The sequence below is a fragment of the Pseudomonas sp. HMSC065H01 genome, from assembly GCF_001815235.1.
Taxonomy (GTDB): Bacteria; Pseudomonadota; Gammaproteobacteria; order Pseudomonadales; family Pseudomonadaceae; genus Pseudomonas; species Pseudomonas aeruginosa.
Genome location: NZ_KV819914.1, coordinates 90,919 through 104,677 on the forward strand (window position 1 = coordinate 90,919; position 13,759 = coordinate 104,677).

Here is a 13,759-nt window from a genome sequence, read left to right on the forward strand (position 1 = left end):
CCGATCAGTCGCGCAGGTTCAGTGCGCGACGGATGGTGAAGAACAGGTCGGTCTGGTCGGTCAGGCCGGTGACATTGGCGGCCTGCGGGCCGTAGGCGGCGATGCGCAACTGGGTGCCGGTGTGCTCCTGGGAGCCTTCCTCGGAGTTGCCGTAGCTGATCGCCAGCGGCGCGCCGTCCTTGGTCGTGAGCAGTTGGGTCAGCCCCGGCGCGGCGGTTTCCGGCGGGATGATCTGGCTGGAGTGGGCGTGGTCGGCGGTGACGATCACCAGGGTCTCGCCATCGGCCTTGGCGAAGGCCAGGGCCTTCTGCACGGCTTCGTCGAGGTCGACGGTCTCGCCGATCTGGCCGCACGGATTCGCGGCGTGGTCCTGCTTGTCGATGGACGCGCCCTCGACCTGCAGGAAGAAGCCGTTCGGATTGTCCTTCAGCAGCTCGATGGCCTTGCTGGTCATTTGCGCCAGGGTCGGGATGTCGGCGGTGCGCTTCGGGTTCGCCTCGCAGCTCACCGCCGGCTGGTTCAGGTTGCCGTGGTAGGTGGCGGTCGGACCGAGCCAGCGCACTGGCATGTTGCCCGGCGCGAACAGGCCGATCAGCGGCTGCTTCTGGTTGGCGCGGCGCACGGCTTTCAGCTCGTCGAGGTTCTCGACGATCCGGTAGCCGCGGGCTTCGGCCTGGGCGCGGAGGGTCTTGCCGGCATAGCGGCCAGCCTTGGCGGTTTCCGCGAAGGTCGCGGCGCCGCCGCCGAGAACCACGTCAGGGCGGGTCTTCAGCCACTGCTCGGTGATCGAGCCGGCGCCGCCGTTCTCCAAGGCATTGCTCGGGCACTGCTTGCTGGTTGCCTCGGGGCCGTAGCACTTGCGAGCGGTGACGTGGGCGAGCAGGGCGGCCGGGGTGGCGTCCTGCAGCTCGGCGGTGGAGACGTTGCCGGTGGCCTTGCCGTTGAGCTTGGCCAGCTCCAGCAGGTTGCGGTGCGGCTGTTCGTGGATATCCACGCCGATTGCGCCGTTGTACGACTTGACCCCGGTGGTCCAGGCGGTGGCGGAGGCGGCGGAATCGGTCACGTAGTCCGGCAGGCCGCTGTCCTTGTGCAGGGAGTAGTGGGTGTACTGGCCGGTCAGCGGCAGCGCATCGATACCCTTGAAGTAGCCGCCCGCGCCGCGCGCGTAGTTGCGCGCCACGGTGATCTCGGAGTCGCCCATGCCGTCGCCGATCAGCAGGATCACGTTCTTCGCCTTCTTCTTCGACAGCGACTGCTTCAGGGCCTGGGTCAGGTCCTGCTCGACGCGCCGTGCGCCGCCGTACTCGCTGAGTTCGCCACGGGCCTGGCGGTTGAACAGCGACGGATCGTCCTGGCGCGCCTGGGCCGGCAAGGCGCTGCCGAGCACGGCCATGGAGACGGCAAGAGAGAGGGCGAGGGGATAACCTGGGGTCATGACGCATTTCCCTATGTTGAGGAGGTGGCTGTGCGAGACGGCAGGGCCATCCGGCGAGTGCTACGAAAGTAGGGAAGGGTGATGACGGGCTTGTGACAATTTCTTTCGAAGTGTGTGGAGCGCGCGACGCATCACGTCGTGACGAGCGGGGAGCGAGCCGGTATGGTGCGCAGGTCTATTCCGGTTCGTTCAAGGAAAGCCTCCATGAGTTTGCACGGCGTTTACGATTCCCAGAACATCTTCGCCAAGATCATTCGCGGCGAAGCTCCCTGCTACAAGGTCTACGAAGACGAGGACGTGCTCGCTTTCCTCGATCTGTTCCCGCAGTCCTACGGGCATACCCTGGTGATTCCCAAGCACGCCGAGGCGCGCAACCTGCTCGAGATCGATGCGCAGAACCTGGCCAAGGTCATGGCCGTGGTCCAGCGCCTGACCCGCGCCCTGGTCGAGGAGGTGCAGCCGGACGGCGTGCAGGTCGCCCAGTTCAACGGCGCCCCTGCCGGGCAGACGGTCTTCCACATCCATTTCCACGTCATCCCGCGCTTCAGCGGCGAGAATCTCGGCATCCATGCGGCGAAGCAGGGCGACCCGGAAGTGCTCGCACAACTTCAGGAGCGTTTGGCGCAGCGTCTGCAAGGCTGATTGCGCATGGGCCGGCCCGGTTCGGGGGCGGTCCTTCGCTCGTCGGATTTTTCTGAAATATTTTGTTACATACTGTCGAGGGTCAGGCGCGCCGCGGTTTTCCGGCGATGTGCGCAACAATTTGCACAGTTTTTTTGACGTAGCATCCGCGCGATCACGCACTTCGGATCGAGCACGGCGAACAGGGACGCCAGCCGTGCAGGTTTTTCGAGAAACAGGGGACAGCGGATGTTCAACCCGGCCAACCAGACCCACTTCAGCCTCAGCCTCGACGGCCTCCGTCACGACCTGCAGGTCCTCGCCTTCAACGGCCACGAAGGCATCAGCCGGCCCTACCGCTTCGAACTCGAACTGGTCAGCGAGCGCGCCGGCCTCGACCTCGAAGCGCTCATGCACCGGCCCGCCTTCCTCGCCTTCACCCCGCAGGGCCAGGGTGTCCACGGCCTGGTCTACGGCGCTGCCCAAGGCGATGCCGGCAAGCGCCTGACCCGCTATCGCCTCACCCTCGTGCCGCAACTGGCCTACCTCGCGCAGCGCAGCAACCAGCGGATCTTCCAGCACCTCACGGTGCCGCAGATCGTCGCCCTGATCCTCGAGGAGCACGGCATCCTCGCCGACGCCTACCGCTTCCAGCTCGGCACCCGGTATCCCGAACGCGAATACTGCGTGCAGTACGACGAAAGCGACCTGCATTTCGTCCAGCGCCTCTGTGCCGAAGAGGGCATCCATTTCCATTTCCGGCACAGCGCCGAGGCGCACCTGCTGGTGTTCGGCGACGACCAGACGGTGTTCCCCCGCCTGGGCCGTCCCACCGCCTACGTGCACGACAGCGGGCTGGTCGCCGACGAACCGGTGATCAAGCGCTTCAGCCTGCGCCTGGCCAGCCGCACCACGCGCACCACTCGCCGCGACTACGACTTCGAGAAGCCGCGGCTGCTGCTGGAGGCCGGCAATCGCCCCGCTGCCGACGCCCCGGCCGAGCCGGACCTGGAGGACTACGACTACCCCGGTCGCTTCGTCGATCGCCAGCGCGGCAAGCTGCTCAGCCAGCGCGCCCTGGAGCGGCACCGCGCCGACCGGCGCCTGGGCGAAGGGGTCAGCGACCAGCCGCTGCTGGTCAGCGGGCACTTCCTGGAGATCGCCGAGCACCCGCGCGCGGAGTGGAACGACCTGTGGCTGCTCAGCGAAGTCTTCCACGAAGGCAAGCAGCCGCAGGTGCTGGAAGAGAACGTTACCTCCGACACGTCGGCCAGCACGGACGACTTCCAGCAGGGCTACCGCAACCGCTTCCTCGCGACGCCCTGGGAGGTGTTCTTCCGCCCGCCGCTGGAACACCCGAAGCCGCGCGTGCTGGGCAGCCAGACCGCGGTGGTGACCGGCCCGCCAGGCGAGGAAATCCACTGCGACCGCTACGGCCGGGTCAGGGTACAGTTCCACTGGGACCGCGAGGGCCAGGGCGACGACAAGAGCAGTTGCTGGCTGCGCGTAGCCAGCGGTTGGGCCGGCAACGGCTATGGCGGCATCGTCATTCCGCGGGTCGGCATGGAAGTGCTGGTGGACTTCCTCGAAGGCGATCCCGACCAGCCGCTGGTCAGCGGCTGCGTCTACCACGCCGCCCACCCGGTGCCCTACGAGTTGCCGGCGAACCAGACCCGCAGCGTCTTCAAGAGTCTCAGCAGCCCTGGCGGCGGTGGCTACAACGAGCTGCGCATCGAGGATCGCAAGGGCCAGGAACAGATCTTCGTCCATGCCCAGCGCGACTGGGACGAGAACATCGAGCATGACCAGAAGATCCGCGTCGGCCACGAACGCCACGACACCGTGGAGGCGAACAGCTACAGCGAGTTCAAGGCCGAGGAGCATCACACCGTGCACGGAGAGCGCAAGGTCGAGCTGAAGGCCGATGACCACCTGACGGTCGGCGACAGCCAGCACGTGAAGCTCGGTCGTGCCTACCTGGCCAGGGCCGGGCGCGAGATCCACCTGAAGGCCGGGCAGAAGATGGTGATCGAGGCTGACAGCGAACTGACGGTGAAGGCCGGCGGCAGCTTCATCCGGCTCGACGCAAGTGGCATCGCCATCAGCGGCCCGCTGGCACGGATCAATGCAGGCGGCGCGCCGGGAAGCGGCTCGGGGATCGCGATCAAGATGCCGCGGGTGCCGGGCATGGCCGACCAGGACAGCTCCGGCGCGCCACCCGAGGCGGTCGCGGCCAACCTGCCGCCGCGGCAACCGGTCTGCGAAGAGTGCCTGCTACAGGCGAAGAAAAGAGGCCAGGCGCTCGCCGAGCGCTGAGGAACCGCGATGACGCCGAACCCCCGCCATTGGGCCCGCGAGCTGTGGCAGCGCTCCCGCGATCGCGGCTTGCAGACCCACATCGATGTATTGGTCGATGCCACCGGGCTGGACGACTATCCCTTGCTCGCCGAGCATGCGCGGCAAAGCGATCCTCCGGCGCTGTTCAAATTGCTGGAGCAAACCCCGGAGGCCGCCCTGGCCGACGAGGGCCCGCTGCTGCTGCGCCTGGAAGACGGCCACGCGGCCTGGCTGGACGAACTGCTCGAACGCATCGACTGCCGCCGCCATCTGATGCTCCTGTTCAGCCCCTGGCCGTTGCCGCGCCTGGGCGAGCACCTGCGCAGCTGCACCCAGGCCGAGTGGAACCAGGGTCGTTCCAGCGGCGTACTGCGTTTCTACGAGCCGGGCCTGTTCATGGCCGTCAGCGACATGCTCGATCCCCGGCAGAGCCGTTACCTGCATGCCCCGGTTTCCAGCTGGCACTGGCTGGACCGCGACGGCCGGCCGAGGGCGCTGGCCGGTCATTACCAGGCCCACGAGACGCCGCCGCTGCAAGCGGCCCTCCGCCTGGAAGCGCACCAGGTCGCTGCCTTGCGCGCCTGGAGCGAGGCCGAAGCCTACCGCCGCGAATACTTCGTGCTGCCCCGCGAGCATGGCCTGGGCAGCCAGGAAAGCCTGCTCCAGCATCTGGTCCAGGCGCACCTGGCCGCCGACCGCCAGGGCTTGCAGGACTTCGACCAGCGCGATGCCTTCGTCGCCCAATGGCTACGCGAACAGACCCCCGGCCCCGGCTTTTCCCCGGCGGGAACGAGTCGCGCATGAACGGGCGCGGCATCGGCCTTCCCGCCCTGCTTCCGGGGCCCCTGCTGGCCGCGGGCTGCCAGAGCGGGCGGACATGCTGGCGGCGCCGGTGATGGGTTACAACCATACGTCCGCGGCGATCAATTGGTTTTCGGTGAATGGGGCGGGTGGACCGCGTTTAGACCCTTATCAGGGGGATGGTAGCCAGGTTTGTTGCGGAGTGATTCCAAAGAAGTGGAATCCAAATTTGAAAGCTGTCGTGGAATGGGAGAAAGATCCCAAACCGCACGCCGCTATAAGGCGAGATAAATATGGACGGCTGGATAAAGATGATTACTTGAGACATGCCTCAAGCTACACCCGACATAAGATGATCGTGGATATACCTAGATATAGTGAAAAAATATGCCTGTTGCAGGTGCATTTCCTCCCGTGCGACCAGGTCGTGGTCTCAACAACCTATTACAGCCAGGGGCATCCAGAGTATCCAGATAGAAAGTATTTTCAGAAGAGAGAGCCTTCATGCAAAAGCATCTTGAATGCAAAGGGGTTAAGGACACCTGTTTGGCTGATTGCTTTACTGATAGGTTTTTTGTTTTTACAAGCGTGCCAGGCAGGCCCTGATATGGTGTCTACTCCTATCGGAGGATACAAGCATACTTCGGCGGCTATTAACAGATTCAGTGTAAATGGTGCTGGCGGATTAAACCTTGGTCCATTTCAGGGGGAGCAGGGCAGGTATGTTGTGGTGTCGTTCCTAGAGTTTGGAAGCCGGGCTTGAAGGCAACCGTAGAGTGGGAGGTAGATCCTGAGTCAGGGGCTTATAAAGACTGGCCGGAAAGATATTTTTAGATGGCTGGAGAAAACGTATGAGAGAGCATGGGGTCTTGTATGTTCGTCATAAGGAAACTGTCGATATATCTTCTTGTGATAGTAAGGAGATTTGTTCGCTAAAAATGCACTTTCTTCCATGTGATAAGGTTACTACTTCAGTTGCCTGTTATACGCCGTTTCATCCTGAATATCCGAATAAAGGGTACTTTGATATGAGGGGTATGTCATGCAGAAGTTGATGAACTTGATCTGTGTGGGAAATAAAAATTCCATTGGGCTGGTGGTTTTTCTCAGCACCTTCTTTGGGCTGGTGGCATGCCAGGCTGGGCCTGAAGTGCTGTCTGCACCTATCATGGGTTACAACCATACTCCGGCGGCGATTAACGAATTTACGGTGAATGGTGCCGGGGGGCCAAACCTGGGCCCTCATCAGGGCGGAGGTGGGCAAGTATGTTGTGGCGTGATTCCAAAGTACTGGGTGCCGGGTTTGGAGGCGATTGTAGAGTGGGAAATTGATCCTAATCCTAAGGCTGAACTAAAGCGAGATCGGTACGGGAGTCTGGATATGCAGGACTATCGACGACATGCTAAAAATTACACGCATCACAAGGCGGTTGTTGAAATACCTAGGTATGAAAGGCCTGGGCCGATAAGAGTTCACTTTCTGCCTTGCAATCAGGTTCGTGTAACTGCTGCGGCCACTTCTCCGGGGTACCCTGGATATCCTTATAACTATCCGATGGTTATGGAGAGAGTGGCAGAATGTCCGAAGAAATAAATGTCTTGCGAGAAGATATTCGTGTGACTGTCAGTGTTGCTCCTGAATTTCCGAAGGAAAGGCTTCTTCCGCTTGAGCCAAGTGTTCTCTCTAAGAATATAAGTCGGCAGGTAAAAGAAGAGCGGAAGTATAATGAGGAAAAAATCAAGCGGGATAGGGAGGGTGGCGGAGAAAGCAGTGGAATACCTTGTTGTAAAACTCTGCATGTGAGCATAGGCTATGATGGTACTAATAATAATGATCGGGCTGATGGTGCATCATTGCCGCCTTCTAGAAGTAATGTGGCAAAGCTATTTCATGCTTCTGTCGGAGAAGGCTCCGTGCAGGAAGGGTTGGGTTTCTTTCGATATTACTGCCCTGGGGTTGGTACGGTATTTCCAGATATTCGGGAATATACTCCGTCGAGTCTCGGTTTGATTGCGGCGGCAGGTGGGGAGAACAGAGTAAACTGGGGAATAACCCGCTTGGTTGATGTTTTGCAAGGAACGCTTACCCCAGAAAGTCCTCTTCTGCTAGATGAGTCTCAAACAATGATTAAGAACATGGCAACCAATGGAATTGCCAAGGTTCTAACCGGTGGGTTGTTGGAGAACGGCGAGAAAAAACGCCGAGCTGCCTTGGAGCCAAAACTCAAGGAACTGGAGGAAAAGCTTCGCCAGCGTCAGGACTCAGGGCAGAAACCGCATATCCTGGCCATGCGTTTGTATATCTATGGATTCTCCCGTGGGGCGGCGGAGGCACGAGCCTTCGCCAACTGGCTGCAGGAGCTGACTCGGGCCAGCGGTGCCGATGGCCGGGTGGAATATCGCTTCGCCGGCCTGCCGATCTCCATCGAGTTCCTCGGCCTTTTCGATACCGTGGCGGCAGTTGGACTGGCGGATAGCGCGCCGTTCGCCGCCGGACATATGGATTGGGCCGACGGCACCATGCGGCTGCCCGACGAAGCCCAGGTTCAGTGCCTACCGACCACATTGCCGGAAGACTGCGCTTTTCTGAAACGTTGCGTGCATTTGATCTCATGCCATGAGCAGCGTGCCAGTTTTCCGCTGGATTCGATCCGCCGTCGCGACCTGGATGCCAACGGACGTCGTACGGGGCCTTCCTGCTATCGGCAGGGTACGGTGGAATATGCATACCCTGGTGTTCACTCGGATGTTGGAGGGGGTTATGGCGTTGGCAACCAGGGTAAGGCGGTGGGAGGTTCGGAATTCCTGCTATCCCAGATAGCGCTGCAGCATATGTATGCGGAAGCTTTTGATGCCGGTGCTCCTTTGCAGGTTCCCAAATCAGCCGTTCATCCGGACTTTCATGAAGTCTGGCGGGAGATGACGCCTGAAACCGAAGCGGAGTTCAGCGTCTCCGAAGAACTTGCCACCCGTTTCAACGCCTGGCAGGCCCAGGCCAAGGCCGGCCCCCTGGAAGAGGTGATCCGTCGCGAGACCGCGTTGATCACCGCCTGGCGCATCGACCGCTATGCCGGCGGGCTGCGCAACAAGGCGTTCTTCGCCAATGTCCCGCCGGACATGCCGGAAGCCCAGCAGAAGGCCTGGGAGGCCCTGCACAAGCGGCGTAGCCGGGAGTACGCGGCCGCCCAGCAGGGCGAGCCGCTCCCGCCGATGAGCGCCGCCGAACAGGCGGAGTGGGATCGCAACGTGGCGCTGATCGGCGGCGAGGACAAACTGCGCGACCTGCGGGTGGAGAAGCAGTTCGATCCGCCGCTGGACCAGCGCCAACTACTCGGCGCCGCCGCCGAGTTCGCCCATGACTACAAGGGCGACTGGGGCGTGCTCGACGACGGCATGACGGTGGGCGGAGTGATCGACCTGCTGCTCGGCGGCACCGTATTCCTGATCAACGAGGAAGACGAAGCCGAGGAATACAGCCAGATCCACCGCGACGGCAGCGCGCGCTACCACCAGTTGTTCAGCGCTCCCGACCGGGTGGCGCCGGGCCAGGAAAAGCTGGTGGCGCTGTTCGACGAACAGGTGCACGACTCCCGCGCCTGGTTCATGAACACTTCGGCGATAGGCCCGCGAGAACCCTTCACCGACTACTTCCGCTATCGCCTGGTGCATTTCGACAACGAGTCGAACAAGCGGCTCTCGGTACTGGCCACCGCCGGGCGGGTGGTAGGCGTAGGGGTGATGCTGGCCAGCGTCGGCCTCAGCGTCAAGCGTCGCGATCCGCGGATGCTGCTCGGGCTGTTCCTGCCATCGCTGGCGCGTCCGCTGCTGAGCGGCAAGGTCGGCCTGCCGGAGATCAGCGCCTTCGACCCGCTGACCGGGATCGCCTTGCCGATGGTCGGCGGGGCGGCGCTGGACAACCTGCGGGCCTTCACCTGCGAGCCTGGCGACAAGGTCGAGCAGATCGGCCAGTTGCCGCCACCGCCGCCGCTGGCGGTCGCGGCGGTGCAATCGCCCGCATTGCAGCAGGTGCTGCTGGCTCAGCAGACCGTGGAGGCGCTCAAGGCGCGCGACCTGGGCAGCCTGGCCGGGCTGGTGGCCAAGGCCGAACTCACCCAGGCGCCCGCGGCGGCGACCCCGGCCTGGCTCGCCGAGGCGAAGCAGGCCTTGCAGGACATGGGCACGGAGCAGGCGCAACCGCCGGGCCCCGGCTCGGCGCCGGGCTGGCTAAAGCGCGGCAAGGACCTGATGGAATCGCTTTGAACCTCGACCGGCGAACGCGGCCGACCTGTCGCCCCGGATCATTCGGCGCGGATGTCGAACCCGCTGCTGGCCTCGCTGACGATGCGGAAGCGCGCGTTGCCGTCCGCGGCGATCCGGGTTCTCAGCTCGCGGTTCAGCAGGCCCTTGCCGCAGAGAGTGTCGTCCTGGGTATCGATGCCGATACCGACCACATGCTCGCCCGCCGGCACCTGGAAGCTGGCTTCCTCGCCGACGCCGATGCGCGCGGCGACCTGGCGGTCGATAAGGAACGCCACGTAGCAGCCGCCGCCCAGGTAGCCATAGTCGCGGTGGACTTCCAGCCGGCCGCCACCGCTCACCGGTTGCTGGTAGCCGAGCAGGCGTTCGGCGGGGATCGCCCGGGTCTTCTCGGCGGGAACCGAGGAACAGCCGGCCAGGAGGAAAAGGATCGCTACGGCGTACATCGGGCGCATGAAGGCTCTCCGTCGAAAGGTTCCCTCAGGCTAGCCCAGTTTCGCTGGAGCGCGGAGCGACGGGGCGGAGTGGGCTAGAATGCCTGGCCTGTTCTTCCGGAGCCGACTACCGATGCGCCAGGCCCTGCTGATCGTCGACGTGCAACCCTGTTTCGCCCCGCCGGACTGGCTGCTGGAAGGCATCGGCCAACTGCTCGGGCGGATGCCCTCGGTGGCCAGCGTCGAGCGCCATGACGAATCCCGTACGCCGTTCCAGCGCCAGCTCGGCTGGCGACCGCCGCTCGACGATGCCTGCCTGGTGGCGGCCGACCGGGTCTTCGTCAAGCATGGCTACCTGCCGACGGCGGAACTCGTCGACCATCTGCGTGCGCTGCGAGCGGAACGGGTGCTGGTATGCGGCATCCAGGCCGACACCTGCGTGCTCGCCGCCGGCTTCGCCCTGTTCGACGCCGGCCTGCAACCGACCCTGATCGGCGACCTGGTGCTCGGCTCCTCGCTGGATCGCTCGGGGGAGCTGGGTGTGCGCCTGTGGAAGCATCATTTCGGCCAGGTCGTCAGCCTGGCCGAGGTGCTGGCGGATTGAGGCTCAGTGGGGCCGGCTGAGCAGCGCGACCGTGGCCTCGGCATTCATCATCCGCGCTGCCGCCAGCGGCGTCAGCCCGGCGGCGTCCTGGGCGTCACGACGGGCGCCGTGGGCCAGCAGGCTGGCGGCGACCTCGGCCTGGTTGAACATGGCCGCCATCATCAGTGCGGTCTTGCCGTCGGCCGAGGCGCCCTCGACGTCGGCGCCGCCGGCGAGGAGCAGTTCGACCATCGCCAGGTCGCCCTTGAACGCAGCGCCGGCCAGCGGTGTCTGCCCGGCCAGGTTGCGCAGGTCCGGGTCGGCCTTGTAGGCCAGCAGCAGGCGTACCGTGTCGGCGTGGCCATGGTAGCTGGCCAGCATCAGCAGGCTGTCGCCCTTGTGGTTGCGCAGGTTCGGCGGCAGGCCCTGTTGCAGCAGTTGCTCGAGGCGCTGGCTGTTGCCCTGGCGGGCCAGGTCGAACAGCTGGTGGACGAACTCCTGGGTTTCCATATCCAGTTCTGGACGAGGGCTATCGGTCATGGGGCTGCTTCCTTGTGAATACCGGGTTTGCCGAATGATAGGCGGCCTTGCCGAGGTGGGCTGTTGAGCATTGCCTATGGGGCGGGTTGGCAAATTCAATCGATGGTTGGGGTGGGAAGGTGCCAGCCTGCTGTGACCGGAAGCCGGCCTGGTTGCGTCGTCTTTACAGTTCGATACGGATATCGGTGGCGAAAACGGGGAAAATAAACCGATCGTGCGCCTATCGGCTGTGCCCGGCGTGCACTCTGGAATATCCTTGGCGCCTTCGATACCACTGAGCGGTGCGCGCGCTTGCCGAAGCGAGGCGGTGGCACACTGCGCAATGGCCGACCTTGCCCGGGCCCTGTACGAAAGCGCGTCGCCAACGTCTTTTCGTAGAGCGCCCGGCATCGCCGCGAGCGAACCCGTTTCCGGTGCCGGCCCCAGGCGGGCACCGCTATGCCTAATCGGCCCCGTTCGACGGCGGCCCAGCGAGAGAAGAGGAACAACTGTGCATAAAGCCGTCATCAGCGGAACCGGTCTTTATACTCCGCCCTACAGCATCTCCAACGATGAGCTGGTGGAGAGCTTCAATACCTTCGTGCGCCATTACAACGACCAGCACGCCGAGGCCATCGCCAAGGGCGAACTGGAGGCGCTGGCCGAGTCCAGCTCGGCGTTCATCGAGAAGGCGTCCGGCATCAAGAGCCGCTTCGTGATGAACAAGGAAGGCATCCTCGACCCGCAGCGCATGGTTCCGTACCTTCCCGAGCGCAGCAACGACGAGTGGTCGATCCTCTGCGAGATGGCCGTGGCCGCCGCCAGGGAGGCGCTGCAGCGTGCCGGCCGCAGCGCCGCCGACATCGACGGGGTGATCGTCGCCTGCTCCAACCTGCAGCGCGCCTACCCGGCGATCGCGGTGGAGGTGCAGGCCGCGCTGGGCATCCAGGGCTACGGCTACGACATGAACGTGGCCTGCTCCTCGGCCACCTTCGGTATCCAGGCCGCCACCACCGCGATCCAGACCGGCCAGGCGCGGGCGATCCTGATGGTCAACCCGGAGATCTGCACCGGCCACCTGAACTTCCGCGACCGCGACAGCCACTTCATCTTCGGCGACGCCTGCACCGCGGTGATCGTCGAGCGCGCCGACCTGGCCGTGTCGAAGCACCAGTTCGACATCGTCAGCACCAGGCTGCTGACCCAGTTCTCCAACAACATCCGCAACAACTTCGGCTTCCTCAACCGCGCCGACGAGAGCGGTATCGGCAAGCGCGACAAGCTGTTCGTCCAGGAAGGCCGCAAGGTGTTCAAGGATGTCTGCCCGATGGTCGCCGAGCTGATCGGCGAGCACCTGGCGGCCAATGAAATCCAGGTCGCCGAGGTCAAGCGCTTCTGGCTGCACCAGGCCAACCTGAACATGAACCTGCTGATCACCCGCAAGCTGCTCGGCCGCGACGCCGAGGCGCACGAGGCGCCGGTGATCCTCGACAGCTACGCGAATACCAGTTCCGCCGGCTCGGTGATCGCCCTGCACAAGCACCAGGACGACCTGCCCAGCGGCGCCATCGGGGTGCTCAGCTCGTTCGGCGCCGGTTACTCGATCGGTAGCGTGATCCTGCGTAAACACTGATCGTGGCGGCGCCTACCGACGCCGAGCTGCTGCCGCGCCTGCTGGCCGGCGAGCAGCGAGCCTTCCGCGAGCTGGTTGGCGCCTACCAGGGCGCCATGCGGGCCGTGGCCTGGGCGATCATCGGCAGATCGCATACCGAGGAAGTGGTGCAGGACGCCTGGCTCGCGGCGGTTCGCGGGCTGGACGGGTTCCAGGGGCGTTCGAGCCTGAAGACCTGGCTGCTGACCATTACCGCCAATACCGCCAAGAGCCGCTTGCGCCAGGTTCGCCGGGAAGTTTTCCTCGACGACCTGCCGGGGCCCCATGGTACGGTGGATGACCAGCGCTTTGCCGCCGACGGTCACTGGAGCCAGCCGCCGCACGCCTGGCACGAGGATTCGCCGGAAGCCCTGCTCGCTGAGGGCGAACTGCGCGATTGCCTGGACAAGACCCTCAACGGTCTGTCCGAGCTGCAGCGCAGCGTGCTGACCCTGCGCGAACGCCAGGGCTTGGAGCTGGAGGAAATCCGTGATCTCCTGGATATCACGCTTTCCAATGTCCGGGTGCTGCTGCATCGCGCCCGCCTGAAGGTCTTCGCCACCCTGGAGCATTTCGAGGAGACCGGCCAATGCTGAGTTGCAAGGAACTGGTCGCCCGGTCCAGCGACTTTCTCGATGGGCAACTGGACTTCCGCGGACAACTGGCGGTGCGCAGCCACCTGCTCATGTGCCGGCATTGCCGGCGCTTCATCCGCCAGATGCGCCTGACCCAGGCGACCGTGCGCCATCTGCCGGAAGGGCAGGGGCCGGAACTCGACCGCCTGGCCGCGCATCTCTCCGAATTGCGCAAGGACGCCGCGCGGCGCTGAGCCGGGGTACCCTCGACACCAAGCCGCCGCCCGCGATTCGTGGGCGGCGGCTTTTTCGTTTCCGCTATCCGGCGTGGGAGAACCGAACCCGGCCTGGCATGGGTGGCTCTCCCTTCCGCGTGACGAGGTCGAGGAGTGTGGCTGGGCTTGGCGGATATCGCTGCGCGATATGCACCCTACGGAGGGGCGGCAATCCGTTTCGCTGGGCGAGCATCCGAAGTTGAGGAGAACGCCTGGGACCTGGCGAATATCGCCGACCGATATTTCTCCAGCAGGGGCAATCCCTGAGTTC

13 protein-coding genes and 1 pseudogene are annotated in these 13,759 nt (G+C 63.9%); 11 read left to right on the forward strand and 3 right to left on the reverse strand.

The annotated features are described in order from the left end of the window. Positions 1–4: 4 nt before the first annotated feature. Positions 5–1,435, reverse strand: coding sequence for an alkaline phosphatase (gene phoA, locus HMPREF3014_RS24710; RefSeq protein ID WP_003112133.1), 1,431 nt, complete (start codon positions 1,433–1,435; stop codon positions 5–7). 204 nt (positions 1,436–1,639) lie between these two features. Here phoA and HMPREF3014_RS24715 point away from each other — a divergent pair, with 204 nt between their 5' ends. The 7 genes and pseudogenes from HMPREF3014_RS24715 to HMPREF3014_RS33930 all read left to right on the forward strand — a co-directional run bounded on the left by HMPREF3014_RS24715 (position 1,640) and on the right by HMPREF3014_RS33930 (position 9,454). Next, positions 1,640–2,077 (forward strand): HIT family protein, encoded by a 438-nt coding sequence (locus HMPREF3014_RS24715; RefSeq protein WP_003105490.1) that lies wholly within the window; start codon positions 1,640–1,642, stop codon positions 2,075–2,077. A 228-nt stretch (positions 2,078–2,305) separates the two neighbouring features. Beyond that, positions 2,306–4,372 (forward strand): type VI secretion system Vgr family protein, encoded by a 2,067-nt coding sequence (gene tssI, locus HMPREF3014_RS24720; protein ID WP_009876830.1) that lies wholly within the window; start codon positions 2,306–2,308, stop codon positions 4,370–4,372. Between the two features lie 9 nt (positions 4,373–4,381). Continuing rightward, a complete protein-coding gene (locus tag HMPREF3014_RS24725) occupies positions 4,382–5,197 on the forward strand; it encodes a toxin Tle1 chaperone Tla1 (protein WP_003107607.1) in 816 nt (271 codons plus the stop codon). Further along, positions 5,194–5,708: pseudogene (locus HMPREF3014_RS35465) on the forward strand (DUF3304 domain-containing protein); the annotation flags it as partial. The gene HMPREF3014_RS24725 and the pseudogene HMPREF3014_RS35465, both read left to right, overlap by 4 nt. Before the next feature lie 185 nt (positions 5,709–5,893). Further along, complete coding sequence (locus HMPREF3014_RS35200) at positions 5,894–6,028, forward strand: DUF3304 domain-containing protein (RefSeq protein WP_227358676.1); 135 nt, start codon at positions 5,894–5,896, stop codon at positions 6,026–6,028. Between the two features lie 208 nt (positions 6,029–6,236). Further along, positions 6,237–6,788, forward strand: coding sequence for a Tli1a family immunity protein (locus HMPREF3014_RS33925; RefSeq protein ID WP_071535051.1), 552 nt, complete (start codon positions 6,237–6,239; stop codon positions 6,786–6,788). A 530-nt stretch (positions 6,789–7,318) separates the two neighbouring features. Then, positions 7,319–9,454, forward strand: coding sequence for a T6SS phospholipase effector Tle1-like catalytic domain-containing protein (locus HMPREF3014_RS33930; RefSeq protein WP_023087136.1), 2,136 nt, complete (start codon positions 7,319–7,321; stop codon positions 9,452–9,454). A gap of 38 nt (positions 9,455–9,492) precedes the next feature. Here the strand turns inward: HMPREF3014_RS33930 and HMPREF3014_RS24745 are convergent, their stop codons facing one another. Then, a complete protein-coding gene (locus tag HMPREF3014_RS24745) occupies positions 9,493–9,906 on the reverse strand; it encodes a hypothetical protein (protein ID WP_003091632.1) in 414 nt (137 codons plus the stop codon). A gap of 79 nt (positions 9,907–9,985) precedes the next feature. On the opposite strand from HMPREF3014_RS24745, the gene HMPREF3014_RS24750 reads away from it, so the two are divergent. After that, on the forward strand, positions 9,986–10,489 hold the full coding sequence (locus HMPREF3014_RS24750) for a cysteine hydrolase family protein (RefSeq protein ID WP_003119669.1): 504 nt from the start codon (positions 9,986–9,988) through the stop codon (positions 10,487–10,489). Between the two features lie 3 nt (positions 10,490–10,492). Here the strand turns inward: HMPREF3014_RS24750 and HMPREF3014_RS24755 are convergent, their stop codons facing one another. After that, complete coding sequence (locus HMPREF3014_RS24755; RefSeq protein ID WP_003091630.1) at positions 10,493–11,008, reverse strand: ankyrin repeat domain-containing protein; 516 nt, start codon at positions 11,006–11,008, stop codon at positions 10,493–10,495. A 490-nt stretch (positions 11,009–11,498) separates the two neighbouring features. Between HMPREF3014_RS24755 and HMPREF3014_RS24760 the strand changes: the two genes are divergently transcribed. Genes HMPREF3014_RS24760 through HMPREF3014_RS24770 form a run of 3 tightly spaced genes read left to right on the forward strand, consistent with a single transcriptional unit; the run spans position 11,499 to position 13,467 of the window. Beyond that, on the forward strand, positions 11,499–12,620 hold the full coding sequence (locus HMPREF3014_RS24760) for a beta-ketoacyl-ACP synthase III (RefSeq protein ID WP_009876827.1): 1,122 nt from the start codon (positions 11,499–11,501) through the stop codon (positions 12,618–12,620). 2 nt (positions 12,621–12,622) lie between these two features. After that, a complete protein-coding gene (locus HMPREF3014_RS24765) occupies positions 12,623–13,234 on the forward strand; it encodes an RNA polymerase sigma factor (protein ID WP_003104434.1) in 612 nt (203 codons plus the stop codon). Further along, positions 13,228–13,467, forward strand: coding sequence for an anti-sigma factor family protein (locus HMPREF3014_RS24770; RefSeq protein ID WP_003091627.1), 240 nt, complete (start codon positions 13,228–13,230; stop codon positions 13,465–13,467). Before HMPREF3014_RS24765 ends, HMPREF3014_RS24770 begins: the two co-directional genes overlap by 7 nt. Positions 13,468–13,759: the final 292 nt, after the last annotated feature.

Excerpts from the sequence above, each read along its gene's own strand:
- HMPREF3014_RS33925 (WP_071535051.1), top strand. The coding sequence starts at position 6,237 with ATGCAGAAGTTGATGAACTTGATCTGTGTGGGAAATAAAAATTCCATT.
- HMPREF3014_RS24750 (WP_003119669.1), top strand. The coding sequence starts at position 9,986 with ATGCCTGGCCTGTTCTTCCGGAGCCGACTACCGATGCGCCAGGCCCTG.
- HMPREF3014_RS24770 (WP_003091627.1), top strand. The coding sequence starts at position 13,228 with ATGCTGAGTTGCAAGGAACTGGTCGCCCGGTCCAGCGACTTTCTCGAT.
- HMPREF3014_RS33930 (WP_023087136.1), top strand. The coding sequence starts at position 7,319 with ATGATTAAGAACATGGCAACCAATGGAATTGCCAAGGTTCTAACCGGT.
- HMPREF3014_RS24715 (WP_003105490.1), top strand. The coding sequence starts at position 1,640 with ATGAGTTTGCACGGCGTTTACGATTCCCAGAACATCTTCGCCAAGATC.
- HMPREF3014_RS24755 (WP_003091630.1), bottom strand. The coding sequence starts at position 11,008 with ATGACCGATAGCCCTCGTCCAGAACTGGATATGGAAACCCAGGAGTTC.
- HMPREF3014_RS24745 (WP_003091632.1), bottom strand. The coding sequence starts at position 9,906 with ATGCGCCCGATGTACGCCGTAGCGATCCTTTTCCTCCTGGCCGGCTGT.
- phoA (WP_003112133.1), bottom strand. The coding sequence starts at position 1,435 with ATGACCCCAGGTTATCCCCTCGCCCTCTCTCTTGCCGTCTCCATGGCC.
- HMPREF3014_RS24725 (WP_003107607.1), top strand. The coding sequence starts at position 4,382 with ATGACGCCGAACCCCCGCCATTGGGCCCGCGAGCTGTGGCAGCGCTCC.
- tssI (WP_009876830.1), top strand. The coding sequence starts at position 2,306 with ATGTTCAACCCGGCCAACCAGACCCACTTCAGCCTCAGCCTCGACGGC.